Below are 23,903 nucleotides of genomic sequence, written 5' to 3'. Positions count from 1 at the left end.
GATACTGACAAAATTTGATGGAGAAACAAACTTTTTTTGGTTAAATGCGCATAAACAGATTAATACTTTTCTGGGAAAATATTAGAGTATTAATAAAATGCAACTAATCGAACAGAAAAAATTAAAATTTTGGTATTTAAGGAGTGAATTATTCTTGAAAATGTCAATTTTGTTCTAAATAATGAACGGATTGGGTCTATCTATCTATGAAAAAGACCTATTCACACATACTTCTGTTAGTAGTACATTCATTATAGTAAAGTGTGATGGTAAGAATGAGACTTAGGGAGCAGTTGGAGTCATAATCACGATAGTGTTTTAACTTTTTTGAAAATATATATATTAAGATAACAAGGAGGAGAGGGCTAGTGGATTCTGTACAATCACTGCGAGAACGACAAGTAAGTATTTTATGTAGCGAGAGAAATTTAAAAACGAAGCTATATACAGAATTTATTAATGAATCCATCGAGTCAGTCCAGATTATTTGCCATCGGGAATTAGAGACAATCATTGAGAACGTTAGTATTAAAGACAACGAACAACTCTATGTCATTTTATTTGATGACCAAAGTCAATATATGCAAAAGCTTTTATTAAAATTTTCAAGAGTTCATATTTTTAAGTATTCAGATCAATTTTCTATACTGATTCAAAAGCTGCACTCAGCGAAGTCTTGTCAGCAATATATTGACCAAGCATATCAACAGGAAGTATTAAAAACCGTACAGCAGCACTCAGGTTCTGAACTTGAAACAGAGTTATTTAGCCTCACACCAAAGGCGAAAGAAGTATTTACAGAGACTGAGGGCATCGTACTTAGTTTAATGATTGAAGGGTTTTCCATTAAAGAAATCGCCGAAAAGATTTATCTATCCCCATACACTGTAACGGGTTATGTAGAAGCGATAAAACGAAAATTAAAAGTGTCAAGTAAACTCCAACTAATTAATCGAATGTTCAAAAATGGTTATGTTAACAGAGGCTGAGTTTAAACAATAAACTGGAATAAATAAAATGAAACGTATTTAGACATTGAGGGAAATCTCTTAGTGTCTTTTTTCAATATATTGAAAAAAGAAGAATTCGGTACTTGACGAAATTATAAAAAGACTCATAAAAACGTGTATCATTTCACGTTCGACAAGAAACATCCATAACTTAAGACCTAGAAACCCCCTAAGAAAAAAATCATAAAAAAAGTGAAAAAAACATTAAACATCCCAAACACAATGTCGATATAAGTAATGTAGGGACAAGCAGAAGAAATGTGGCCGGCATTTCAACTGATTCGTTTCAAACAAAAATAACAATATCCAACCACAAGGACGTGGGCGGAGCAAACTCAAGGAGGAAATGTAAATGATTATCAACAACAATATCCCAGCAATGAACACGTACCGTCAGATGGGAATCAACCAAGCTGCAGGACAAAACTCAATGTCTAAGCTTGCTACAGGTCTTCGAATTAACCAAGCAGCTGATGATGCAGCTGGTCTATCAATCTCTGAAAAAATGCGTGCACAAATTCGCGGTTTGGACCAAGCTTCTCGTAATGCTCAAGATGGTATTTCGATGATTCAGACAGCAGAGGGTGCTCTTCAAGAAACGCACAACATTCTTCAACGTATGCGTGAATTAGCGACTCAAGCTTCAAACGATACAAACGTAGAAGTTGACCGTAATGCAATCCAAGATGAGATTAACCAATTAAAAGAAGAGATTGATCGCATTGGTAATACTACTGAGTTCAATACACAGAAGTTAGTGGATGGATCAATTGGTGCGAAGAAAGCTCCTGGTGTTGATAATGCAGCGGTGTTGACTGAAGGATTAGGTAAGGCAACGGCTGCTAAGTTGGCTGGAGCAGTTGATTTTAATGATGGTACCGCTAAGATCAGTGATGTAACTTCTGCTATTAATGATGCTACGCAAACAATTACTGTTGACGGAGCTAAAATTGATTTTAATGTAACGCAATCTGGCTTACAAGCCACGGCTGGAGATACAACAGGTGCAAGTTTTGCTACCTATTTACAAAGCCAAATTAATGAAGGTATTGATGCTTATAACTCAAAGTATGGTACGGATGTTAAACATGTATCTGTAACAGCTGCTGACGATCAAATTTCGATTGAATCAGGATCAACGGGAGCTAACTCTGGTGTTGCAACGACAGTAGCTACTACTGGAGCAAATAATTTATGGGAGATCGCAGGTTTAGACGTTTCTTCTGCTACAACACATTCTGTTTCAGGTACTGATGGTCAATTTACAACTGCTGGTGCAGCAAATGTAGCGGCTATTAATGGAACAGAAGTTGCAGAAGGTACTTTAACCTTTACAGATGGACATGAACTAACAATTACTGGGACTACAGCAGCAGGTGAAAAAGGGAACATTGATATTGCAACAACAGTTGGAGATGGTGCTGCACCTACAGCAAGTATCATTGATGGCGTTTTAACTATTGCAATGGGAACTGAAGCATCCAATAATACAGTTACTGATATTGAATCACTTGTTCAAGGATTAGGAACAATTGACGGTGTAGATTACTCAGAGTTTACAGTTACAGGAACTGGGGACTTTGTTACTGCTACTGGAGTTACTGCTGCAGCTCAAACTGGTGCTATGACTGGGGGCGGTAACGCAAATGCGGATACGTCAGTGGTTACAATTGACGGTAAGGCTATCAATGTAACTTGGGGAGCAGTTGGTTCTAATGATCCTTCTCAAGGAGATTCAATGAACAGCTATGCTCAACATATCCAAAATGACATCAATGCTGCAATTGCTTCTTACAATGAAACTGTACCAGCTTCTGAAAGAGTAAATAATGTTACTGTTTCTGTTCAAGACGGAGCGTTTGTTGTACAAAGCGGTTCAGATAAAGCAACAAGCAGTATTAAATTTGATAACAGTGAAGCATCTCAGTTATTGGGATTAGCTAATCAAAGCAGTGCTACTCAAGGTGGCGGAGTGAGCTTCCAAATTGGTGCTAACCAAGGACAAACAATCAAATTAACAATTGAAGATATGCGTGCAGATGCTCTTGGTGTTGCTGATGTTGACCTTTCAACTCGTGAAGGTGCAGAAGCAGCAATCACTAGCATTAACAATGCGATTGAGTCTGTGTCTAAGCAACGTTCTTCACTTGGTGCAGTTCAAAACCGTTTAGAGCACACAATCTCTAACTTAAACAACTCTGCTGAAAACTTACAAGCTGCAGAATCTCGTATCCGTGACGTAGACATGGCTCGTGAAGTTATGGAAATGACGAAGAACAACATTCTTTCTCAAGCTTCTCAAGCAATGCTTGCACAAGCGAACCAAGCTCCACAAGCTGTATTACAGTTACTTGGATAATTTTAATATTCAATTTAAGGGAGACTCTAGTTATGCTAGGGTCTCTTTTTACATAGAACTATTTGATAAATAGATTCATCTAATAGTAAACTAACGAGAGATTTAGTACTAGTGGACTATATGGAGGAATGAAAATGAACAGGAAAAGACTAGAGGAAGATTTCGACAAACAAATTCTTCTCTTAAAAGGTATAAGAAATGAAGAAAAGTACGTTAAGGATATAGAAAATCAATTACTATATTTTACAAACGCAGAAGTATTCAGAAAAATTGGTAGAGAAACTAAGAATGATCTATTTGGAGACACTTTAGAAGGCTATTATATTTCTCCTAACAAACCGAAAGATAATTTTTTGAATATTAATAAAGGTCAAGATAGTGGTTTTGACAAGGAATATTTAGCAAAAATATATGCTTGGATGAAAGAAGTGTATATATGTAGCTTTTTTTATATTACTTTGGATGAGTTTGAAAATAATACAATTCCCAAAAGTATATTGAATGTCTTTGATAATGAATTCTCGGGTAGGAAAATCGCGGTTTTTCATGGAGTTCAGGACTTGTTAGATGGTTTAATAAGAGAACAAGGTAAAGAAGGGTATTCTTGGGCTAATTACGTTCATTACCAAGGTATAGAGGAAGATCCTATTTTTGAAGAGCGAGAGTATGATGAAGATCCTAGAATTGGTTATTTATTAAAAAGAAAAGGTTTGTATCACAATCAAAGAGAATTTAGAATTTGTTATCATAAGAATTGTTTTAGCGAAACCTTTATCAAGGAAAATAAATCAGGATTTAACCTATATTTTGGTAATATAGGTAAAAATGGAGTCCCAAGTGTGACTGTTATCGATGATGTTAGGAGCCTTAAGTATTTGTCGATTGAAAATAAATAATTTTTATAGATCAAGGGTCAGCCCTCGAATCTACTAATATGCCTCCTCTATGGAAATCGGGGCAATTCCACAAAGTCCAACTAGGCATGACAAGTATTCTACACAAAACAACATTCCTCCTAAACCTGTACCAACTTAACCTTTAACTATATATTATAACTATGATCGTTTGTTCTATGAGCACTAGATGCCCAAGAAACAAGCAACCTGCCCCTACTTCCTATTGTGGAAGTAGGGGCTATTTCTATTTTAGGAGGAATGTAAAGTGAGGAAGAATGAGTACAGTAAACAGTTACAATTGAATGAAGAGAAGGTGCAACCAGCCAAGCGAGTAAACATTGTTAGTCTAAGGATGGTAAGGGAGTCGAGTCTGTTGTACAAGGAACGAAAGATTACATCACCAGATGATGCATACAATCTACTGAAGCCAATCTTAGTAGATTCTGACAGAGAGCAATTCATTGTCGTTTGCTTAGACACAAAGAATCAGCCAACAGCGATTAACGTTTGTCATGTTGGAAGCCTAAACTCATCCATCGTACATCCAAGGGAGGTCATGAAAGCAGCTATTTTGAGCAATAGTGCATCAATTATTGTAGCACACAACCATCCTTCACAAGATCCAACTCCAAGTCGAGAAGATGTGGAAGTTACCAAACGACTAGCAGAAGCAGGTAAGGTGCTAGGGATTGAATTGCTTGATCACTTGGTTGTCTGTGATGAAAAGTATGTATCACTCAAAGAAAAAGGGCACATCTAGGAGGAGTGAGAAAGTGATAGATAAGGCTACAATGTTGTTTGTGAGTTACATGGAAAGAAAGCAAAACCTTGTAATTGAGTACAATGAGAACATCTGGGAGGCAGTCACCTTGTATCATGAAGAAATTTACCCTGAACTAATTCCAGCAGAAACACTAAAAGCTTTACCTGATCCCCTTTTGTTCATTACGACAAGCTATGAAGATGACCAAGATCAGGAGTGGATCTTTTGTATTGTTGCAGACAACGACACCTCATCAAAATGGTACACCGCTGTTTGCTCACTAGATGGAAAACTGGTGGAATCGGGTATACCGTTAGAATTGGATTTGAAGTGAAACTGCCGACAAAACTAAAGACTAGCTCACGACAAAACTTCGTCATGCTAGGTATGAATTAGTAAAACTTAGCATTACCAAGTATTACAGTAGAATTAGTTCAGAAAAAACTCACGACGTAAATATAGTACTGACATGAGTCATACCGTTGTCCCTAAAATAGCGTCAATGGTGGCAAAACCGTCAATTGTCGGTACAGTCGCAACTGACGATACGTGGGGGACAAAAAAGGAGAGAGGAGTGAGGTCGAATGTGGGGAAAAATCGCAGCAACCATTCTTGTGGCGGTAGCAACAGAAGTCATCAAGGATCTAACCAATGATGACTAGTAAGAACTAAAAAACGAAGGGAAGGTGGAAAAGATGATAATGATATTTCCATGCTCATGCCATTGTGAATGTCCGCTTTGTACAATCAAATCAATCATTGAGATCGTCAAGAACTAAATCCATTGGTGCTAACTCAGGCATCAATGGATTTTTGTATATTAGGAGTTGAATTTGTATGAACCTAGTCCAAGAATTTGAACAGTGGCTCCATGAGGAAGGAAAGGTACAAGCAACGATTCAGTCCTACGTTGGAGATGTGCAAGGATTCCAGAAATACCTAAATGAGAAAGTGGCTGACGAGAACCAGCTGCTTTCCCGTTTTGCATTTGTCAGGTACAAGCAGTATCTCTTAGACGAAGGCTTTGCCATTGCAACAATCAACAAGAAAATCAACAGTCTCAAAGTCTACAATGATTTTCTTAGAATGAAAGGAATGGTTAGTGAATCCTTCATACACATGAAACGTGATCGAGTTATGATCGCTGCAGGCAGTGAGCATGTGGTGACTGCACTGTCAGACAAAGAGGTTGAACAGCTTCTTTTTTACCTAGAGGTTTCTAGGAAAGTGACAATGAGAAATAAGCTGATTGTTTACTTACTTTTGTACACAGGAGTTCGGGTGTCAGAACTCATCAACATCAAGCTTAGCGACATCGAGTTCCTCACCCACATGCTCACGGTTCAGGGAAAAGGGGGAAAGATAAGAGAAATCAGCATGAGAAAGGACGTTCTTGAACTGATCAATCAGTACATGAAAGGTGAACGAGTGGCATCCAAATTTCAGGATAGTGAGTATCTACTAGTAAGTCAAAGAGCCCCAAAGATGCATAGAGATGCCGTTCGTGATTGGCTAGCGAAGATTTCTAATGAACTAGGATTCAAGCTGCACCCACACTTGTTCCGCCACACCTTCTGCACAAGGCTTCTAAAGAAAGGAGTTGACCTCACAACTGTAAGCAAATTGGCTGGTCATGCCACAGTAAACATGACCGCAAAATTCTATATTCAAACATCAAGAGAGGAAAAGCAAAGAGCTGTTGATTTACTTTAGGAAGGAGCAAAGGAAATGAGGATCATTCAAACAATAAATGATTTAGAATGGTTAAAAGCTGAAAAAGTTGCACCAAATGAATTAGTGGCAGTGATTGAACAAGATTTCCTAACATTGTACGAAGCAACTGGAAGAGATGATGAACTAGTAGCCTTTCGATTACCAAGCCAGGAAGCTATCATTCTATTAGAAAAAGGTGACAATGTACTAGCGTGGTTAGATCCTGATTCAATGGATCTTGAGTACGTAGAAAAGCATAAACATGGTGGAATTGAATTCTACCGCATAGCTAGGCGAATCGAACATGAATTCCAACTCATTTATACCTTAGTTGGAATTCATTCTGAAGATACAGAGCAATTTTTTCAAGAACACGCTGAATGGAATGAAGGGTTAGGTGACTTTCATGTTTGAGTCAACGAAACCGCTTTACATGACAAGAGCAGTGGCAGAAGAGTTACCAGATGAACATAAGCATTTCATGGTTCAATATTTTCATGAGAATCATGAAATGCTTAAGGATTATCTCCAAGTGTTTGAGTTCAGCATCACAGGGAAGAAGCAGCTGCTTAGACAAAAACAGGAACAACCACATCGAGAAACGCAAATTTTTGTAGCGTTGAAGGAAACTAAGGCTATTTCCAGAACAGTCTGGGCAATGGACCAAGTCGATCATGTGATAATTTTGTTTCCAGAAGACTACTAAACCCATGAATACTAAATATAAGGAGAAAATGAAAAGTAGACAAAAAAGCAGATAAAAAAATAAACAATAAATTAAATAAAAACGTCTACAACATGGGAGGAAAAAGCATGGAGAACAAACAAGTACCAACAGAAATGAAGCAATTACTAAAGCGTCCAGAAGAAAGAGAAGATGTGCGAATCACGACCTACCTAGAGTCAGAACTGTACGAAGAAGTCATGAGGCTAAAAAAAGCAGGCATAAGCGTGAAGAAAGTGGTTAATGAAGCAGTGGCTGACCTACTGAAGAAATATAATATTTTATAGTAAGTGACATTAATTTGTAGCAATTTTCATCAATAAACCCTAATCTCCTAAGTTGGAGATTGGGGCATTTTTTTTGTCATGTTTGGCGTCAGTCCTGTCAGTCTTGACAGAGTATGTCGGCAAGGACGGTACTGACGGTAAAAACAGATCATAAGGAGTAATGTTCTTGCTAACAATGTAAGTGGTGCTATACTGATGGTACATACGGTAGAAAAGATACGCTTGAATGGCAGTAGCTCAATGTTCACAAAAAAGGAAGTGAGAATCATGTTATACGAAAAAGTGAAAGAAGCCACTTTGCTAGCTCAAAATAATAATCCTGGAGCTAATTTTTATATACCATTAGAAGATTTCATGGAATTTGTGACCTATCATTTGATTGCTTTTATCAAGATGAGAAATCCGATTTCTAGTAAAAAAATGAGTATGAATCAGTATCTACGGCATGATGAAGCATATTCAACCTCCTACAAAAAGGTAGTTATCACTGACGAGGAAGAATATAAAATATTTCATAATACGCTAAGAAATGCGATTAACCGATTTAATGCACTTAACCATAAAACAAAAGCAGAGGCAGAGATTAGAAAACAGGCAGAATCTGAAAAAGGATCAAGAGGTAACCGTTTCGAAACGCCTATTACAATTCATGATTTTCAAGTAATTGGTGAAATGCCGACCTTGATGGATCTAAAGGCAACAAAAGATCCACTAAATACAGTGTATCAACGAATACTAAAAAATAACATTCATAATATTACCTTTACGAACTACAAGCTATTTTCAGAGCATTTGAATGATAGTATAACTGAACAGAATCTGACAATGGATGAAAAGCAACTGCATCACTACTTGATTGAGAAACATCTGAAATTACATACGCTAAAGTCAATTTGCAAAGAATATGAAAATATGGTTCAATCGAAAAATTTAAGTTTAACAGATGAAGAGAGAAAAGCTAGGCTACAGCTATTGTTGTATGCAACAAACATGCCAATGGTACAGCAGTGGAAAACGTATATCGATTTAGTGAAAGAACTACCGCCTTACAAATTCCATGCATTCATTCAAGAAATCGATTCTATCACCAACTTTATTAAGTGGATATTATTAATGTATTTTCAACAAAATGAAGATGTAGTTTTCGATGAGCAGGATTTAATCTACTTTAACAGCTATGTCGATCCGAAGCGTTTTGAAAACGATTTTGTGTTGCGAAGAGATTTTTCTAGTCAAACATTTAGCATAGTCATGGATGAAATTAAACAAGGGAACGAAAAAGATAAGTGAAGACTAATGGGAAGAGCGAACTTAAAAAGGTTTGTTCTTTTTTGTTTTTAATGAAATACACGGTTTTTTTTCCAGAGGGAAAAGCACTTTTCCAACTTATACTTAGAACTAGTTTCACAGGAGAAGCAACTCCTAAAAACACTCTCCTAACCCTAAATTACTGTCAGTGTTGACAGTGCGAGCAATCCTTGACGACATCGACCGTACTGACGGTAAAAACGGGGCAAAGTGGAGACAAAAAATCACTGGAGGAATGAAAAATGAGATTAGAAGATTTAGCAGTAAGAAATGTACTAGCAAGACCAGAAGGGAACAAAAGAAATGTTGATGATGGCTCCTACAAAGGGATTACAACTTTTGCTGAACTGGCTGAAAGGGATAGCCAATTCTCAGATGATGGTAAACGTGTGGTTCTAAATATCAAAGTTGAGATTGAAGATGATGAAGGCGAAATGGTTGATCTCTATATTGCTCCTAACTATTCATGGAGTAAAAAAGGGAAAATGATTAAGTTGTTAGAAAAGCTTGATTGCTTACCAGCTCCTGGGGAATCGATTGATCTTGATGACCTAGTAGGCATTCCTGTTCAAGTCATTGTTGAGAATGTTGAAAAAGACGGAGAAGTGTACTCTAACATCGTCAGCATCAAAAGAGATAAGACAGAAAAGGTAAAGAAAAAGCCAAAGCCAACTAAAGAAGCAATTAGAAAAAAGGCTTTAGCTAAGGCTGCAGAAGAACGAATCAACGCCTCAGAAAAATTGTTTAGCAACGATTCAACCGATTTAGACCTAGATGATGAGGAAGAGTTTGACGAAGTTCAACTAGATGATGAAGATGACATTGATTTGGATGATATTTAAAAGAAGGAAATAAGAAACGATTTCCCTTGTAGACGGAACGAATCGTCTACAAGGGAGTAAAAATGAAGGGGGAAAATTGGTCATGATTGATGGAACAAAGCAATCAGAACTACTAAGCACATTAGAAAAATTGAAAAAGGACAATGAAGTAATAGAGGTTCGTATTCTCAAAACAGACAAAGGAACAATCTCAGGCTACTTTGATGACCATGATTCACTAGTACAAGCCGTGAAGAAGTACATCGGAAAGTATGACATCTACATTACGTTGAATCCAGTAAAAAAAGAACTACTAGCTAGATGCAAGAACCGCTTACAAACGTATGCGAAAACGTCTAGTCAAGATGGTGATATCGAAAGAATACAGAAAATCTTGATTGACATTGATCCCATGAGAGCTAGTGGTATTTCGTCCTCAGAGGACGAAAAGAAATCCGCTCTAGAATTGGTAAAAAAGATTAGAAAAGATCTAATGGAAGAGGGCTTTTCAGAACCCGTTGTGGCAGACAGTGGGAATGGCTATCATATGTTGCTAGCAGTTGACCTAGATAATACGAAGGGAAATGTTGAAATGATCAAAGCTTTTTTAGCAGCATTGGATTTTCTCTACTCAACAGACAAGGCTCAAGTAGATGTGACGACTTACAACCCATCTAGAATCGTCAAGTTCTACGGTACAAAAGCATGTAAAGGTGATAATACAACAGATCGTCCACATCGTTGGTCCAAAATTGTAAAAGTACCTGCCCAATTGAATGGGATAAGTCAAAGTCAGATCCAAAAGATTGCTGCTAAAAAGCCTAAAGAAGAGAAACCTTCAAAGAAAGTTGCTAAAGGAAAAACGTTAGATGTGAATGAGTTCATTCAAAAGCATAATCTAGATCTAGCCTATAGTGCTGCCTATGGTGGGAATGCCACAAAGTATATTCTCGGTACATGCCCATGGAACAGTGACCATACAGACAATTCTGCCTACATCATACAATACGACAGTGGAGGACTAGCTGCTGGATGCCATCATAATACTTGTAGTGGTGAGAACTGGAAGTCCTTGCGTGATTTAGTGCAAGAAGATGAAGTTACTTCAGTTGGAGAAGAAGAAAAACAATCAGACATTATCATCAAACTAGCGGAAAACTTTCAATACTTTAGAAACGACATCGAAGAGCCTTTTGTTGCCATTCAAAAGAATGGACATTGGGAAGTGATGGAGATGAAAAGCCAAAAGTTCAAGCTGTACCTAACGAAGCTGTACTTTGAGCATACGAACTCAGCTCCTGGTAGTGACGCAATAAGTCAAGCCCTAAAGGTGCTAGAGATGAAAGCTATTTTTTCTGATGATAATGATGAAAGGACGCTCCAAAAGCGGATTGCTGAGGAGGATGGAAGTTTCTACTATGATCTTTGTGACTCTGACTGGCGAGTAGTGAAAGTCAACGAAGAAGGTTGCTGGATCGAGGAGAATCCACCTATTCTTTTTACACGTAATCGAAACATGAAAGAACAGGTGGAGCCAGACTTTGCGGTGCAGCCTAATCAGCTATTCGATCTTGTGAAAAAGCACTTTCGTTTCAAAAAGCATTCTGACACAGTTCTGTTTACAACCTATCTAGTGAGTTGTTTTTTACCAGAGATTGCTCATGTCATTCTCGTACTCTTTGGCGAAAAAGGAGCCGCCAAGTCAACCACGATGAGAATGGTCAAGCGAATTGTTGATCCAGCCATGCAGGATCTCTTGTCCATGCCGACATCAAAATCAGATTTAGCAATTGTCCTTTCCAACAACTATATGCCTTGCTTTGACAACCTAGACACATTATCAGCTGAGAAAAGTGACATGCTTTGTATGGCTGCGACTGGTGGGGCTTTTACGAAAAGAACACTTTACACGGATAGTGATGAGACCATTCTAAGATTCAAAAGAAGTGTTTCTTTGAATGGTATTAACATTGTTGCAACTAGACCTGACTTACTTGATCGTTCCATCGTTTTAGAATTAGAAAGAATCCCTAAATCAGAAAGACAGTCTGAGAGAACGATATGGAAGTCATTTGAAGCAGATATACCTAAGTTTTTAGGTGCTATCTTCAATGGCATCTCAGAAGCCATCCCTCAATATGATGAGACTGAGCTAGAAGAGGTTGGAAGAATGGCAGACTTCACGTATTGGGGTTATGCCATTGCAGAAGTTCTTGGCTTAGGAGGAGATGAATTCCGTAAAGCCTATCTGAGTAACCAAGACACAGCGAATGAGGAAGCTTTAGCCTCTCATCCAGTAGCGGCTGCAGTGATCGCACTGCTCAAAAATACGTCGAATTGGTCAGGAAGTGTGTCCTCACTTCTAAAAGAGCTAGAAAGAACAGCCGAGAGAGAACGGATCAACACCAGAGTCAAAACATGGGCGAAAGATGCCAATGTTCTCAGCAAACGTCTCAAAGAAGTGAAGTCCAACCTAGAAGAGATCGGGATCTATTATGACATTCGCCATGCAGGAGACTTTAAGAAAATCACCTTAGAAAAGCATGTTGAGATGAAACAAGAAGGCGGAACAGGTGAAAAAGCATTACACCGTCCTCTCCATGACGAAGATGATGACTATGATTTTGAGGAAGATCTAGCCTAGTTGATTGCGGGCTAACCACCAACTTGACCCATTTTTGTCGGCAGTGTTGTCCTTACCGTCCATTGATGGTACTGACGGCACTGACGGTATTTAGGGGACAAAACAATTTACAGAAATTGGATTAACTTATTTTATATCCATATATTATATACCAGATATAGGAAATGAGAGGAGATGGTATGATGCTTTTTCAAGAGCACATTTCATTGTTTGTTGATGACCTAAAGGCACTAGGCAGGAGCAAAGCAACGATTACTGGTTACACCCAGGATTTGACCTTCTTTGAGAAGTGGCTGCAACAACAGTTCAACTGTCAGGTCTTTACCGAAGACATTGTGTTAGAGGACGTTGAGAAGTTTCTGTTCATGCTTAGAGAAGAACGGCAGTACAAGCCATCTAGCATGAAGCGTATGCACATTGCTTTGAAGATGTTTTTTCAGTTGGCTTGGAAGAAGAAATGGTGCACTGTTGACATTGCTTCTGAAATCAAGCCTGTTCGCATTCCACAGAAGGAGCGTGACTATTTGACAGAGCAAGAAGTGATGGAGTTTGTAGCGAAGATGACACACAAACTTGGCAAGGTCGTTGTTCTTACGCTTTTCTACTCAGGACTAAGAATTGCTGAAGCGTTGGCACTTGATGTGGAAGATGTTGATATGGAGAAGAGGAAGATCTATGTTCGTAATGGGAAGGGAAACAAGTCTAGGACGATTCCTATTGCAGACAAGTTGTATGACATCTTAGTGGATTATTGCCAGTGGAGAGTGGAATCTGATGCCTTCTTTGCGACAGAGAAAACAGGTCGATTGTCAAAGGTACGAGTCCAAGCCCTTGTTCGTGAGACTAGACAAGCATTGGGGTGGAAGCGAACCATTACACCGCACTCGTTCAGGCACTCGTTTGCATCACGTTTGGTCGAGAAGAATGTTAACATCGTCAGTGTGTCCAAACTTTTGGGACATTCTGATCTCAAGACCACTTCAATTTATACCCATGCGTCTATGTCACAGTTAGAGGAAGCAGTTGATGTACTATAATCACAAAGGACTTTCTTAGCAGATGTTAAGGAAGTCCTTTTCAAAGGAGAGAAGAATGATGGAAAAAGCGATTCATGAATTGACCAAAAGAGAAAAGTTACAGTTAGCGAGGGAAGAAATTAGTCGTGGAAAAAGCAGGGAAGAGGTTGCTGCCGATTTAGGTTACAGTACCTATCGTTCTTTAGACAATGCTTTTCGATTAGAGGGTTACACCTTTGACAAAAGCATTGGAAACTATATCCTCAATGGTCAGAATAGCTCAACACAAAGTGTCAATTTTAGAGTTAGTAAAGCTGATGAAGTGGTTGCCTTGTTTGCGAAGAAGCAATGGAATGCGAAGGAGATTGCAGAGAAACTAGATTTTGAGAATGCGAGAGCACTAGCTTTGTACATGACTTCCAAAGGGTATGTTTGGGATGCAGACAGAAACAACTACATCTTAGATCAAGAGCCTGGTCCAGAAGTTGTGGCAACTGGGGCAGCCCCTAAAGACCACGAAGATGATGTTGAGGGAGTAGTGGCTTTTCCATCTACGAGTGAGCTAGGTTCGTTGGGCAGGTACTTACCATTATTGCAGTACCTAGACGAAAATCAACAAGTATTGGTTGAGTTGATTGACAAGATGTCAGTTCAATCGAAGGGAGCACAAGGTCTTCCAAGGTACTCAGTTCCAGGTATCTTTGTCACGAAGTCAGTCCACATGAGCAATCAGTTAGATCAAATGATTCGAGATTACAGCAAGGAGAAAAATATTGCTCAGCGTGACATCTTTGAGATTGCTCTTGTTCGATTCTTTCTAGAATTCGGTTACGAGAGAGAAGTGACGACTATGTTAGAGAGAGGTTAGCAAGTCGTAGCCGTTTTGTGCCGTTTTCATCGTCAGTAGCGACCAAGTTGACAATGATGTTGGTTCTGACACTACGTTAGGGTCAAGTGGGGGTTTACTGGAAAAACTAGATTGCACAACTAGAGAAGGTTTTCTTAGAGTTTGTCACAAGATCAGGTGGAGAGAAAGCCATTGTCACCATTGGGATTGCCACACTACCATTTGGTGATCTAATGGAAATCTTTCTTTTGAGCATTATGCTTCCAAACTATTGAGGCATTCTATGTTTTGAGAACGGAACTTTCCGTTCTGTTTTTTTGCACTAATGTTGCTCAACTAGGATTGCTGGAGTGCTTGCTACGAGTAGGTTTGAGAGTCATTGGGATTCCTTTTGGGATTGGAAAAAGTGAGGTCACTCTTCGTCAGATGGGTGTTAACCAACAAAACGGACAAAATGCAATGGAGAAGTTGGCTTCAGGTCTTCGTATTAACAAAGCTGGAGACGATGCAGCAGGTTTAGCAATCTCTGAGAAAATGCGTGGACAGATTCGTGGTTTGGATCAAGCTTCTCGTAATGCTCAAGATGGGATTTCTATGATTCAGACTGCTGAGGGTGGACTTCAAGAAACACATTCTATCCTTCAACGTATGCGTGAATTAGCAGTTCAATCTGCGAATGATACTAATACTGAAGTTGACCGTGGAGAAATTCAAAAAGAGGTTGATCAGTTAGCAGCGGAAATTACTCGTATTGCTGATACTACTGAATTTAATACACAAAATCTTCTTGGCGGAGATTTCAAAGGGAAGTTCCATATTGGTGCAAACAAAGATCAAAATATTTCTTTATCCATTAATGCAATGAGTGCTCAAGCATTGGGTGTTTCTGGCGGTGGTGAAGGACAAGCAACATATAAGATTGAAGGTTCAGGCACTGCTGCTACTGGTGGGGACTTAGATGATGTAGGTTTAGTAGCTGGTGAGCAAACTCTAAATGTTGTAAAACTTGACAATGTAACTTTAGCTGATGGTGAAGTAGCTAACTATGGTTTAGCTAATGACAAAGGTGAAGTTGTTGCTACAAGCCAAGACGGTAAAGATTTCAAACTTTTAGATGGAGCTTATAAAGCTAGTAATTTAAGCTCAGCGAATACCGATGCTGCTGGAGAGATTAGTTTTGATGATAAAGTTACTAATGGAACTGTAACATTGTCAGCTGATAATAGTGATGGTTCTATTAGTAATATTAAAGCAACTGCAACTATCGATACTAATGGTCTCCAAACAGGGACATATAAAGTAGTTACGGAAGCAGGAGGAAATCTTGCTGCTGATGATGCCGATTACTTTGAAGGAATTTCATGGCATGCTACTGAGTCTGCTTATGATGAAATCGATTCTGTTTTACTTGATTCTAATGGAAAGTTAGCTGGAATTTCATTTAACGGAACTGACTACTACAATCCAGCTGATTTGAGTTTAGATGGAGATGCTACTGGTTTAGCTGCAAATGTAATTGGTGATGCTAAAGTTATGTTCTCTGTTGGTGCAGCATTAGATGACAATGCAACTCTTGAAGTAAAAGGTTCTGGCGGTATTGATGTTTCTTCTCAGGAAGCAGCAAATGCAGCTATTAAAACGATCAACAATGCTATTGAAAAAGTTTCTGCAGAGCGTTCTATGCTTGGTGCTACTCAAAACCGTTTAGATCACACAATCAACAACCTAAACACATCTGCTGAAAACCTACAAGCAGCAGAATCTCGAGTTCGTGACGTAGACATGGCTCGTGAAGTAATGGAAATGACGAAGAACAACATTCTTTCTCAAGCTTCTCAAGCAATGCTTGCACAAGCTAACCAAGCTCCACAAGCTGTTCTTCAGTTACTTGGATAATTTTAATTTTTAACTTAAGGGAGGCTCTAGTTATGCTAGGGTCTCTTTTTAATGAAGGAGAAGGAAATGTCTTTAATTGTAATGCAAAAATGCACTTCTATAAGGTATTTATGATTCGGCGAGAGCCTGGGTTACTAAAGATTTACAAGTAAAGCATAAAGTAAATAGGTTAATATTTTATTGTTATTATTATTTGGGGGTTATATCTTTGCAAAAGTTTTATTCAATTATCTTGTTTAGTGCTTTATTAACAACTCTTATCGGTTGTCAAAACGAAACGGATGCTAAATCTAATATATCATCTAATGTGGATAGTGAAAAAGTAGTTGAGGAAACGATTTATAAGATCAATGAAGAGGCGTTTATTACAAATGAGAACTCAGAAAATGTCTATTCTATCACGATGGATTCAGTTGAAGTTGTAGAGGTAGATGGTAATTATCAAGACTATTTAGAGTTAGACTGGTTGCCTCGAGATACTAAGCAGATGTTAGTTCTTACATATACTTATAAATATGTGAGTGAGGATGATAAATTAGATGAATTAGAAATTAACCCTGAAGATTTTCAAGTTTTTGATGAGGATAATCGTGCACTTGAATATATCACAATTGGTTCTAGTGATTATCCTTTTGATGCTACTATCTTTCAGGCAATAAAGCACGGGAGAAGCGTACAGACATATGGTCCTTATGCATTAAAAAAGGATACAAATTTAATTCAAGTAGATTTTAGTAGTGAACTTTACCAACAAACACTTACTTTTGAAATTTCTCTAGGGCCAAATGATGCTTCATAAGCAACTGCTGCAATTACAGTGATTGAGCAAGTGATTTTGAGCGTTTCTTTATGTAGTGGTGCACTGTCACTCCCCGAAGATTGTAAGAATTTGTCCAGTTTTTAGAGGGAGGAAGAATGGGAAATTTAGCGAATTGTGGGGTAGCCAATGTGGGTTACTCTTTTTCTTTTTTAGTACAAGGATCGAACCCCGAAAGCTCGAAGTTTTGTAGATAGTGTGCCCTAAACATTTGTTGTAAGTGTATAACCAGTAATGATTGAATATTTAACTATTATTATTACTTTTGAGCACTAGATGCCTAAGAAACAAGCAACCAATGCCTCTACTTCCATTGTAGGAGTAGGGGCTATTTCAATTTTAGGAATGTGAAATGAGAAAGTATGATTACAGTAAGCAGTTACAGTTGCCCTTGGTTGATGTAGTGAAAGAAGAGAAGGTGCGGCCAGCTAAGTGAGTGAATATTGCTCAGCATAACATCTTTGAAATTGTCTACGAGAGGGAGCGGAAAAATAACTGAGAGAAACCTGAAAATGACTTGTGTTTTTGTCAAGTGTTTTTTATGATGAAATTGAAAATATGTTATACTGTTAGCAAGGAATACACGAGGGGGAAGTGGAACCGATGTCAGGTCAAACACCGATTAAATGGTTGAAGCCAAAGAATGATTTTGTGTTTAAACTTCTGTTTGGAAGCGAGGATGAAGCATCAAATCAACTATTATTAGCCTTTTTAAATGATGTGTTTGATGTTCCAGAAGGGCAAAGTCTTGTGAAGGTGGAGGTCCTTAATCCAACATTAAATAAAGAAAGTTTAGAAGATAAGGAGTCCATCCTAGATGTAAGGGCAAAAGTGTTAGGGCATGGATATATTAATATAGAAATTCAGTTATCGAATCAAAAGAATATCTACAAACGTTCGTTGTACTATGCATCGAAGCTGTATGAAGGTCAATTAGGGGAAGGTGGAGAATACATCGAGTTAACAAAAGTAGTAGCGATTAATCTGATTGACTTTCGATTTTTTCCGTCAGACTCTTACCGCAGTTGCTATCGATTACGGGAAGATCATACACTAGAAGCCTATCCAGATGACTTAATGAAGTTATATTTTTTTGAAATGCCAAAGTTCAAGATTCTAGATCAAAAAGGGGAGGTTGCCCCGAATGACCGTATGGCCAAATGGCTACGTTTCTTAACAAATTCTGATGAGTCGAGGTGGGAAGAAATGGCGAAACAAGACCCAATGTTAGAAATTGGAGTAGACAAATTAAGGATTGCAAGTATGGATCCGAAGATCAGAATGCAATATGAGGCTCGTGAAAAGGCATTAAAGGACATGGCTTCTCTTCGCGGGGAAGGTAGACAAGAAGGAAAACAAGAAGAAAGAGAGAGAATGGCAATCAGGATGCTTGAAAAGGAAATGGATTTAGATTTAATTATGGAATTGACTAGATTATCTCATGTAGAGTTGATAGAGCTAAGGAATAAGTTAAACAGCTAATGTGATCAACAATGGGCCGAACGGGGCGATTTTGAATTATCGATTGCCTCTTTTTGTTTTGAATGCAAACATGATATAGAGGGTTGTTGTTCAACTAGAGAATGTTGTCAAAGAAAACTTATTGATTTTCGATCCATTTTATCAAACTCTTACCGCAGTTGTTATCGATTACGGGGAGATTACCGCGAATGACCGTATGGCCAAATGGCTACGTTTCTTAACAAATTCTGATGAGTCGAGGTGGGAAGAAATGGCGAAACAAGGCCCAATGTTAGAAATTGGAGTAGACAAATTAAGGATTGCAAGTATGGATCCAAAGATCAGGATGCAATATGAAGCCCGTGAGAAAGCATTGAAGGATATGGCTTCTCTTCGAGGAGAAGGAAGACAAGAAGAAAGAGAGAGAATGGCAATTGGTATGCTTGAAAAGGAAATGGATTTAGATTTAATTATGGAATTGACTAAATTATCCCAGGCAGAATTGATGGAGCTAAAGAATAAGTTAAACAACTAATGTGATCAACAAGGGGGCGAACGGGGCGATTTTGAACCATCGATTGCCTCTTTTTGTTATGAATGAAAACAGGACAATAAGGATTGTTGCTCAACTAGAGAATGTTGTCAAAGAAAACTTATTGACTTTCGATTCTTTACATCAAACTCTTACCGCAGTTGTTATCGGTTACGCTGGTGTTCTTAGGAATCCCCTTTTTCAAACAACTTGTAAAGGTGTTAAGGAGGAGTAGTGTCACTTTTAGAAGACTTTGAAAAGTAGAATATAGGTGAGTAATACTTAGAGTAGTCAAGTGAGGTTACTCTTTTTATTTTTGGACAAATGAGGTATCTTTTACTTGTAAAATTTAAAGAGTAACAGTTCTAGAATTTATATTAATGTTTCTAGATTTTTTACCGATATATTAAAATAAACAACTGATTACTCATCCAACCACCCTCGGAGGCCATTTAAATGAACAAAGAAACCCAAGAACATAAGAGGTACCTAGAAAATCAATTACAACAGGCGAAACAACAAGACCAAATCTTAGCCCAGATAGAAGAAAAACTCTATAAAATGAAAGAAATCGCCGAATTTGCACGTGATTTTCAGTTATCTATGAGTGAGAGAAACAAACTAAACACCCGAATAAATGATTTAAAAGTAGAAGTCTCCTTACTAGAGAAAAAATTACAGCCCACTGTACATTAGAAATAAAAAGTATCACTACCTCATTATGATCCTAACAACTTTTATGAGTGAAGTAGTTAAAATAGGGATCATATGTCTAACGGCACTGAATCAATCAAAAGGATTCACTACTAGTTGAACCCCAATCGTTTTCGATAACCAAAACGGAGCCGGCGGAATGCCCGGAGACTCCTGCGGGAATAGTGAGGGACGTGAGACCCCGCAACGAAGTGAGGAGGCTCACGCTCACCCGCGGAACGCGTAGGGCATGCAGCTGGCGGAGTAAACAAACTCCACTTGTTCTCGCTTGAGACTATACAATCAATCTAGCCTTAGGCCGTTAGAAGCTCGAGAAAAACCCCTAGAAATATTCACTACTAAATTACAAATAACGAATTATTATCATAAGTATTTTCAAGCTTATCAAAAATTGTTCACTGAATATTAATTGATTTTTAGTTTTTTAGTCCTATAATAGAGGTAAGTATATCGTAGAAACTAGTAAAATATACATAGATTTGGAAGCGAGGAATGGCTATTTGTATGTGGGCACTTAAATAGCTGGGAGCGAGTAGTGCAACCGACCGTCAAGTTGAGGGTCTTTTTTTATTTATATAAAAAGAAACAAGAGAGAACTTCGCTGTAGATTTATGTAATTCTTGTTTTTGCTTTTTACAAAGATGATTACTTGGGGAGCTTTTTTAGAAAGAAAATATGGGGGAATTCAAATGGTGGAGCAACAAGTAAGTTTAAATGAAGAGGTTTTAAGGGAATTAAGAGATGTCAAATATGCGTTGGATCAATCCTCGATTGTGGCGATGACCGACCAACGTGGCGTGATTCTTTATGCCAATGAGCAGTTTTGTAAAATTTCTCAGTATTCGTTGGAGGAACTAATTGGTCAAAACCATCGGATTTTAAATTCAAGTTATCATTCGGCTCCTTTTTTTAAAGAAATGTGGAAAACGATTGGAAGTGGGGAGACATGGAAAGGGGAAATCCGAAACCAGGCGAAAGATGGGTCTTATTATTGGGTCGATACGACGATTGTGCCTTTTTTAAATGAGCAAGGAAAACCTTATCAGTATGTTTCTATTCGAAACGATATCACGCTCCAAAAACAGATGGAAGCGGATATTCGCAAAAGTGAAGAGAAATACCGGCTAATTACCGAAAATTCCTCCGATCTAATCGTAACGCTCGATTCAAACATGAATGTGCTGTATTGTTCGCCTTCATCAATTCAGTTTTTAGGGAAGCGCCTAGAAGGTGAAGCCAAGACGAATTTACTTGATTGGATTCACCTAGAAGACCACAAGCATTTTAGTGAGGGGATATCCGTTATGAGTGGGAAGGAATCGCAATCCACTGCATTAGAATTTCGGATTCAACAAAAATCAGGCCAGTATATTGATGCGGAAGCGAAGTTAAACTCGATTTATAATGAACAGGAAAAGAGTGAATATTTTTTATTAGTGATTCGTGATGTGACAGCTAGGAAAAAGAATGAGCGCTTAATCTATCAATTAGCCTATCATGATACATTGACAGAACTGCCGAACCGTCGTTTTTTTATTGATCGCTTACGGAAGGAAGTACAAAACCATAAGCATTCGCAACTCCAATTGGCTGTTTTGTATATCGATGTTGATAAATATAAATACATCAATGATTCATATGGGCATGAGGTCGGGGACTTAGCCTTGATTGAAGTAGCCAAACGGATTAGGCAATGCCTGCGTTCTTCTGATATTGTCGCTCGAATTGGGGGAGATGAGTTTACGATTTTACTTACGAGTCTATCCAGCAAAACAGAAGTAGAAACCGTTTCACAAAGAATTATCGAGAGCTTTCGAGACCCTGTTGAAATCGGTGAAAGAATGGTTGAACTTTCGTGTAGTGTCGGGATTTCGCTATTTCCTTCAGACGGAAATAGTGTCGATGAATTGTTAAAAAGAGCGGATATTTCTCTTTATACGGTCAAAGCGCAAGGGGGGAATAACTTTCTTTTCTTTCATTCGGATATGGAAGAACGCTCATTGGAACGAATTTTGCTCGAAAATGAGTTAAGAAAGGCGATTCAGCAAGAGCAGTTTTATATCGAGTATCAGCCTAAAAAAAATATCGAGACAGGAGCATTAATGGGGATGGAAGCCCTTATTCGTTGGAATCATCCAGAATTAGGAAGGATTGCCCCGAATAAATTTATCCCAATAGCTGAAGAGACGGGGTTAATTATTCCGCTTGGAGAATGGGTCCTTCGAGAAGGCTGTAAGCAAAATAAAAAGTGGCAAAAGCAAGGACACACACCTTTAACATTGTCGGTCAATTTATCGACACGCCAATTCTCTCAACCGAATTTAGCGGAGAAGATTAAATCGATTCTTGATGAGACAGAATTAAACGCAAAATGGCTGGAATTAGAAGTGACAGAAAGTATTATGATTGATTTAGAAAACACGGTCAAAACGCTTCAAGAAATTCGTGATTTAGGTGTTCATATTTCCATTGATGATTTTGGGACAGGCTATAGCTCGTTTAGTTATATTAAACATCTTCCGGTCGATACGTTAAAAATAGATGCGTCCTTTATTAGGGATATTCATGTAAATAAAGAAAGCTTGGCGATTGTTAAAGGGATTGTCGACATTGCTCAAGCATTAAATATGAATGTCATCGCCGAAGGAATCGAAAGCCAAGAACAACTGAACCGTTTAAGTGAGCAAGGTTGTAGTCAAGGGCAAGGATTTTTATTTAGCCAACCGTTATCAAACAATGAATTTGAAGACTATTTGAATAGCCAATTTAATTAGTTGGGAAAGAGACGTTTATACAGGAGTGTGAAAAATGAAATATCCAGCCGATGGGATTTTTAAGCGAAATGAAGGGTTTCGATTATCTTTTAAAGAGCGGATCGTTGGAAAGATGAGTACGAGGGGTATTCAAGGTATAGATATAGAAAGTAATACAGGCTCGATTCAAATTATCGATATGAGCTTAAAGGGAATGAAAGTCATTTCAGAACTGCAGCTCCCTGTTGCCACGAACGTTTTGCTAGTGTTTATGATTCTTGACCAACCGTTTTATCTAAGTGGTGAGCTTATTTGGAGGAAGGATCGTCAGCAAAGCTGTATGTATGGAGTGAAGCTTGAGCCTGATTCTTATTCGGAAAAAGAGTTATTGGGTGCTTTGAAAAAATATGTAGTAGTAAATAAGTAATGTGTATAAGAGGACCTTTAACTAGACGGAAAGCTGATTTATATTTATAATTTACCAAATAGAGAAGGGCGAATGGGTTCCAATCGCCTACGTTTTTAGAAGGTAATAATGTTCAGCTATTTTTGTTTTGCAATCAAATTGGAGGTTTCTAAAATGGATATTCCACTATTATCAATCGCTCTAAGTCAAGGCAAGGTTCAGCAGCAAGTAGGTGTTTCTTTATTAAAACAAAACTTAGGACAAGCTGAACAGCAAGGTCAAGCGATCCAAAAATTGATGAGTTCAGCCGATGTAAATGCAATTGAAAGAGCAGTTCATCCACATTTAGGTCATTCAATCGATATTAAATTATAGAAAAAAGGTTTCCTTCGTGGGAGCTTTTTTCTTTTTTATGATTGTCATAGGTCTTTGTTCCCTTTATTTATCGTTTTTATGTCCGATATAAGTAAAAATGAGATGTGGAGGAGACAAAAATGGAGATTAAGCCAACAACTGATGCTTATGCTTTATTTAAAGCCAAACCAGCCAATGATGATGCCAAATTTAAATTTAACTTTGAAACTCCAACTTCAATTGTGACCAAAGGAGAAACGGAATTTAAGAAAAATTATCAAGGGGCGATTCCGGCTGAAGTATTAATGAAAAAAGTAGATAGCATGAATGAACTACTAAAGTCTAACCAGACAGCTGTAAAGTTCAATGTTCATGACGATTTAGACCGTATTTACGTCCAGCTAATAAGTAGGGATACAGATGAAGTGATCAAGGAAATCCCTCCAGAGATGTTTCTTGATATGGTCGCTTCGATGTTACGAAATGCCGGCTTAATTGTCGATGAACGTATTTAAGGTGAACCTATTTAAATAGAAGAAACGAGGAGCTGATTCAATTCAGTTCTTTTTTTGTAAGAAAATT

23 protein-coding genes and 1 riboswitch are annotated in these 23,903 nt (G+C 38.1%); all 23 genes read left to right on the top strand.

Features of this window, described 5'->3' with window-relative positions; genetic code table 11:
- The first annotated feature begins 368 nt into the window (after positions 1 to 368).
- The 23 genes from BALCAV_RS21190 to BALCAV_RS21180 all read left to right on the top strand — a co-directional run bounded on the left by BALCAV_RS21190 (position 369) and on the right by BALCAV_RS21180 (position 23,836).
- Complete coding sequence (locus BALCAV_RS21190) at positions 369 to 989, top strand: response regulator transcription factor (protein ID WP_003322482.1); 621 nt, start codon at positions 369 to 371, stop codon at positions 987 to 989.
- 373 nt (positions 990 to 1,362) lie between these two features.
- On the top strand, positions 1,363 to 3,369 hold the full coding sequence (locus BALCAV_RS23265) for a flagellin N-terminal helical domain-containing protein (RefSeq protein WP_040323888.1): 2,007 nt from the start codon (positions 1,363 to 1,365) through the stop codon (positions 3,367 to 3,369).
- Positions 3,370 to 3,503: 134 nt separating this feature from the next.
- Positions 3,504 to 4,265 carry a hypothetical protein gene (locus BALCAV_RS10800; protein WP_003322769.1) on the top strand — a complete coding sequence of 254 codons (762 nt, stop codon included), beginning with the start codon at positions 3,504 to 3,506 and terminating at the stop codon, positions 4,263 to 4,265.
- Positions 4,266 to 4,530: 265 nt separating this feature from the next.
- Positions 4,531 to 5,025, top strand: coding sequence for a JAB domain-containing protein (locus BALCAV_RS10795; RefSeq protein WP_003322770.1), 495 nt, complete (start codon positions 4,531 to 4,533; stop codon positions 5,023 to 5,025).
- Positions 5,026 to 5,038: 13 nt separating this feature from the next.
- Positions 5,039 to 5,362, top strand: coding sequence for a hypothetical protein (locus BALCAV_RS21185; RefSeq protein WP_003322771.1), 324 nt, complete (start codon positions 5,039 to 5,041; stop codon positions 5,360 to 5,362).
- Positions 5,363 to 5,865: 503 nt separating this feature from the next.
- Entirely contained in the window at positions 5,866 to 6,741 is an 876-nt protein-coding gene (locus tag BALCAV_RS10785) for a tyrosine-type recombinase/integrase (protein WP_003322772.1), read from the top strand.
- Between the two features lie 15 nt (positions 6,742 to 6,756).
- Complete coding sequence (locus BALCAV_RS10780) at positions 6,757 to 7,155, top strand: hypothetical protein (protein ID WP_003322773.1); 399 nt, start codon at positions 6,757 to 6,759, stop codon at positions 7,153 to 7,155.
- Entirely contained in the window at positions 7,148 to 7,447 is a 300-nt protein-coding gene (locus BALCAV_RS10775; protein WP_003322774.1) for a DUF960 family protein, read from the top strand. Before BALCAV_RS10780 ends, BALCAV_RS10775 begins: the two co-directional genes overlap by 8 nt.
- A gap of 107 nt (positions 7,448 to 7,554) precedes the next feature.
- Positions 7,555 to 7,752: a hypothetical protein gene (locus BALCAV_RS10770; RefSeq protein ID WP_003322775.1), complete on the top strand. Its 198-nt coding sequence runs from the start codon at positions 7,555 to 7,557 to the stop codon at positions 7,750 to 7,752.
- Between the two features lie 267 nt (positions 7,753 to 8,019).
- The gene (locus BALCAV_RS10765; RefSeq protein WP_003322776.1) at positions 8,020 to 9,042 is read left to right on the top strand and encodes a hypothetical protein; all 1,023 of its coding nucleotides are present in this window, start codon (positions 8,020 to 8,022) and stop codon (positions 9,040 to 9,042) included.
- Positions 9,043 to 9,302: 260 nt separating this feature from the next.
- Positions 9,303 to 9,902, top strand: a complete 600-nt coding sequence (locus tag BALCAV_RS10760; RefSeq protein WP_003322778.1) for a hypothetical protein — start codon at positions 9,303 to 9,305, stop codon at positions 9,900 to 9,902.
- 82 nt (positions 9,903 to 9,984) lie between these two features.
- Positions 9,985 to 12,525, top strand: coding sequence for a hypothetical protein (locus BALCAV_RS10755; RefSeq protein ID WP_003322780.1), 2,541 nt, complete (start codon positions 9,985 to 9,987; stop codon positions 12,523 to 12,525).
- A gap of 182 nt (positions 12,526 to 12,707) precedes the next feature.
- Positions 12,708 to 13,562: a tyrosine-type recombinase/integrase gene (locus BALCAV_RS10750; protein WP_003322781.1), complete on the top strand. Its 855-nt coding sequence runs from the start codon at positions 12,708 to 12,710 to the stop codon at positions 13,560 to 13,562.
- A 58-nt stretch (positions 13,563 to 13,620) separates the two neighbouring features.
- The gene (locus BALCAV_RS10745) at positions 13,621 to 14,409 is read left to right on the top strand and encodes a hypothetical protein (RefSeq protein WP_003322782.1); all 789 of its coding nucleotides are present in this window, start codon (positions 13,621 to 13,623) and stop codon (positions 14,407 to 14,409) included.
- A gap of 405 nt (positions 14,410 to 14,814) precedes the next feature.
- Complete coding sequence (locus BALCAV_RS23260) at positions 14,815 to 16,284, top strand: flagellin N-terminal helical domain-containing protein (protein WP_081939257.1); 1,470 nt, start codon at positions 14,815 to 14,817, stop codon at positions 16,282 to 16,284.
- Between the two features lie 208 nt (positions 16,285 to 16,492).
- A complete protein-coding gene (locus tag BALCAV_RS10735) occupies positions 16,493 to 17,083 on the top strand; it encodes a hypothetical protein (RefSeq protein WP_003322784.1) in 591 nt (196 codons plus the stop codon).
- Between the two features lie 621 nt (positions 17,084 to 17,704).
- Complete coding sequence (locus BALCAV_RS10730; RefSeq protein WP_040323885.1) at positions 17,705 to 18,583, top strand: Rpn family recombination-promoting nuclease/putative transposase; 879 nt, start codon at positions 17,705 to 17,707, stop codon at positions 18,581 to 18,583.
- 121 nt (positions 18,584 to 18,704) lie between these two features.
- Complete coding sequence (locus tag BALCAV_RS10725; RefSeq protein WP_081939253.1) at positions 18,705 to 19,097, top strand: PD-(D/E)XK nuclease family transposase; 393 nt, start codon at positions 18,705 to 18,707, stop codon at positions 19,095 to 19,097.
- A 453-nt stretch (positions 19,098 to 19,550) separates the two neighbouring features.
- A complete protein-coding gene (locus tag BALCAV_RS10715; RefSeq protein WP_003322786.1) occupies positions 19,551 to 19,790 on the top strand; it encodes a hypothetical protein in 240 nt (79 codons plus the stop codon).
- Positions 19,791 to 20,280: 490 nt separating this feature from the next.
- Positions 20,281 to 20,364: riboswitch (cyclic di-GMP riboswitch) on the top strand.
- Positions 20,365 to 20,497: 133 nt separating this feature from the next.
- Positions 20,498 to 22,582 (top strand): sensor domain-containing protein, encoded by a 2,085-nt coding sequence (locus BALCAV_RS10710; protein ID WP_003323040.1) that lies wholly within the window; start codon positions 20,498 to 20,500, stop codon positions 22,580 to 22,582.
- Between the two features lie 34 nt (positions 22,583 to 22,616).
- Positions 22,617 to 22,988 carry a PilZ domain-containing protein gene (locus BALCAV_RS10705; protein ID WP_003323041.1) on the top strand — a complete coding sequence of 124 codons (372 nt, stop codon included), beginning with the start codon at positions 22,617 to 22,619 and terminating at the stop codon, positions 22,986 to 22,988.
- Between the two features lie 153 nt (positions 22,989 to 23,141).
- A complete protein-coding gene (locus tag BALCAV_RS10700) occupies positions 23,142 to 23,342 on the top strand; it encodes a YjfB family protein (RefSeq protein WP_003323042.1) in 201 nt (66 codons plus the stop codon).
- Between the two features lie 119 nt (positions 23,343 to 23,461).
- A complete protein-coding gene (locus tag BALCAV_RS21180; protein ID WP_003323043.1) occupies positions 23,462 to 23,836 on the top strand; it encodes a flagellar protein FlaG in 375 nt (124 codons plus the stop codon).
- The last annotated feature ends 67 nt before the right edge of the window (positions 23,837 to 23,903 follow it).

The sequence above is a fragment of the Alkalihalobacillus alcalophilus ATCC 27647 = CGMCC 1.3604 genome, from assembly GCF_000292245.2.
GTDB lineage: Bacteria > Bacillota > Bacilli > Bacillales > Bacillaceae_D > Alkalihalobacillus > Alkalihalobacillus alcalophilus.
Note: the sequence above shows the minus strand (reverse complement) of the source record. Positions and strands in the feature narration are given on the sequence as shown.

What these genes read in the sequence shown, in the direction of transcription:
- BALCAV_RS23265 (WP_040323888.1), top strand. Translation starts at nt 1,363, where the DNA reads ATGATTATCAACAACAATATCCCAGCAATGAACACGTACCGTCAGATG.
- BALCAV_RS10800 (WP_003322769.1), top strand. Translation starts at nt 3,504, where the DNA reads ATGAACAGGAAAAGACTAGAGGAAGATTTCGACAAACAAATTCTTCTC.
- BALCAV_RS10785 (WP_003322772.1), top strand. Translation starts at nt 5,866, where the DNA reads ATGAACCTAGTCCAAGAATTTGAACAGTGGCTCCATGAGGAAGGAAAG.
- BALCAV_RS10780 (WP_003322773.1), top strand. Translation starts at nt 6,757, where the DNA reads ATGAGGATCATTCAAACAATAAATGATTTAGAATGGTTAAAAGCTGAA.
- BALCAV_RS10775 (WP_003322774.1), top strand. Translation starts at nt 7,148, where the DNA reads ATGTTTGAGTCAACGAAACCGCTTTACATGACAAGAGCAGTGGCAGAA.
- BALCAV_RS10770 (WP_003322775.1), top strand. Translation starts at nt 7,555, where the DNA reads ATGGAGAACAAACAAGTACCAACAGAAATGAAGCAATTACTAAAGCGT.
- BALCAV_RS10765 (WP_003322776.1), top strand. Translation starts at nt 8,020, where the DNA reads ATGTTATACGAAAAAGTGAAAGAAGCCACTTTGCTAGCTCAAAATAAT.
- BALCAV_RS10760 (WP_003322778.1), top strand. Translation starts at nt 9,303, where the DNA reads ATGAGATTAGAAGATTTAGCAGTAAGAAATGTACTAGCAAGACCAGAA.
- BALCAV_RS10755 (WP_003322780.1), top strand. Translation starts at nt 9,985, where the DNA reads ATGATTGATGGAACAAAGCAATCAGAACTACTAAGCACATTAGAAAAA.
- BALCAV_RS10750 (WP_003322781.1), top strand. Translation starts at nt 12,708, where the DNA reads ATGCTTTTTCAAGAGCACATTTCATTGTTTGTTGATGACCTAAAGGCA.
- BALCAV_RS10745 (WP_003322782.1), top strand. Translation starts at nt 13,621, where the DNA reads ATGGAAAAAGCGATTCATGAATTGACCAAAAGAGAAAAGTTACAGTTA.
- BALCAV_RS23260 (WP_081939257.1), top strand. Translation starts at nt 14,815, where the DNA reads ATGGGTGTTAACCAACAAAACGGACAAAATGCAATGGAGAAGTTGGCT.
- BALCAV_RS10730 (WP_040323885.1), top strand. Translation starts at nt 17,705, where the DNA reads ATGTCAGGTCAAACACCGATTAAATGGTTGAAGCCAAAGAATGATTTT.
- BALCAV_RS10715 (WP_003322786.1), top strand. Translation starts at nt 19,551, where the DNA reads ATGAACAAAGAAACCCAAGAACATAAGAGGTACCTAGAAAATCAATTA.
- BALCAV_RS10710 (WP_003323040.1), top strand. Translation starts at nt 20,498, where the DNA reads ATGGTGGAGCAACAAGTAAGTTTAAATGAAGAGGTTTTAAGGGAATTA.
- BALCAV_RS10705 (WP_003323041.1), top strand. Translation starts at nt 22,617, where the DNA reads ATGAAATATCCAGCCGATGGGATTTTTAAGCGAAATGAAGGGTTTCGA.
- BALCAV_RS10700 (WP_003323042.1), top strand. Translation starts at nt 23,142, where the DNA reads ATGGATATTCCACTATTATCAATCGCTCTAAGTCAAGGCAAGGTTCAG.
- BALCAV_RS21180 (WP_003323043.1), top strand. Translation starts at nt 23,462, where the DNA reads ATGGAGATTAAGCCAACAACTGATGCTTATGCTTTATTTAAAGCCAAA.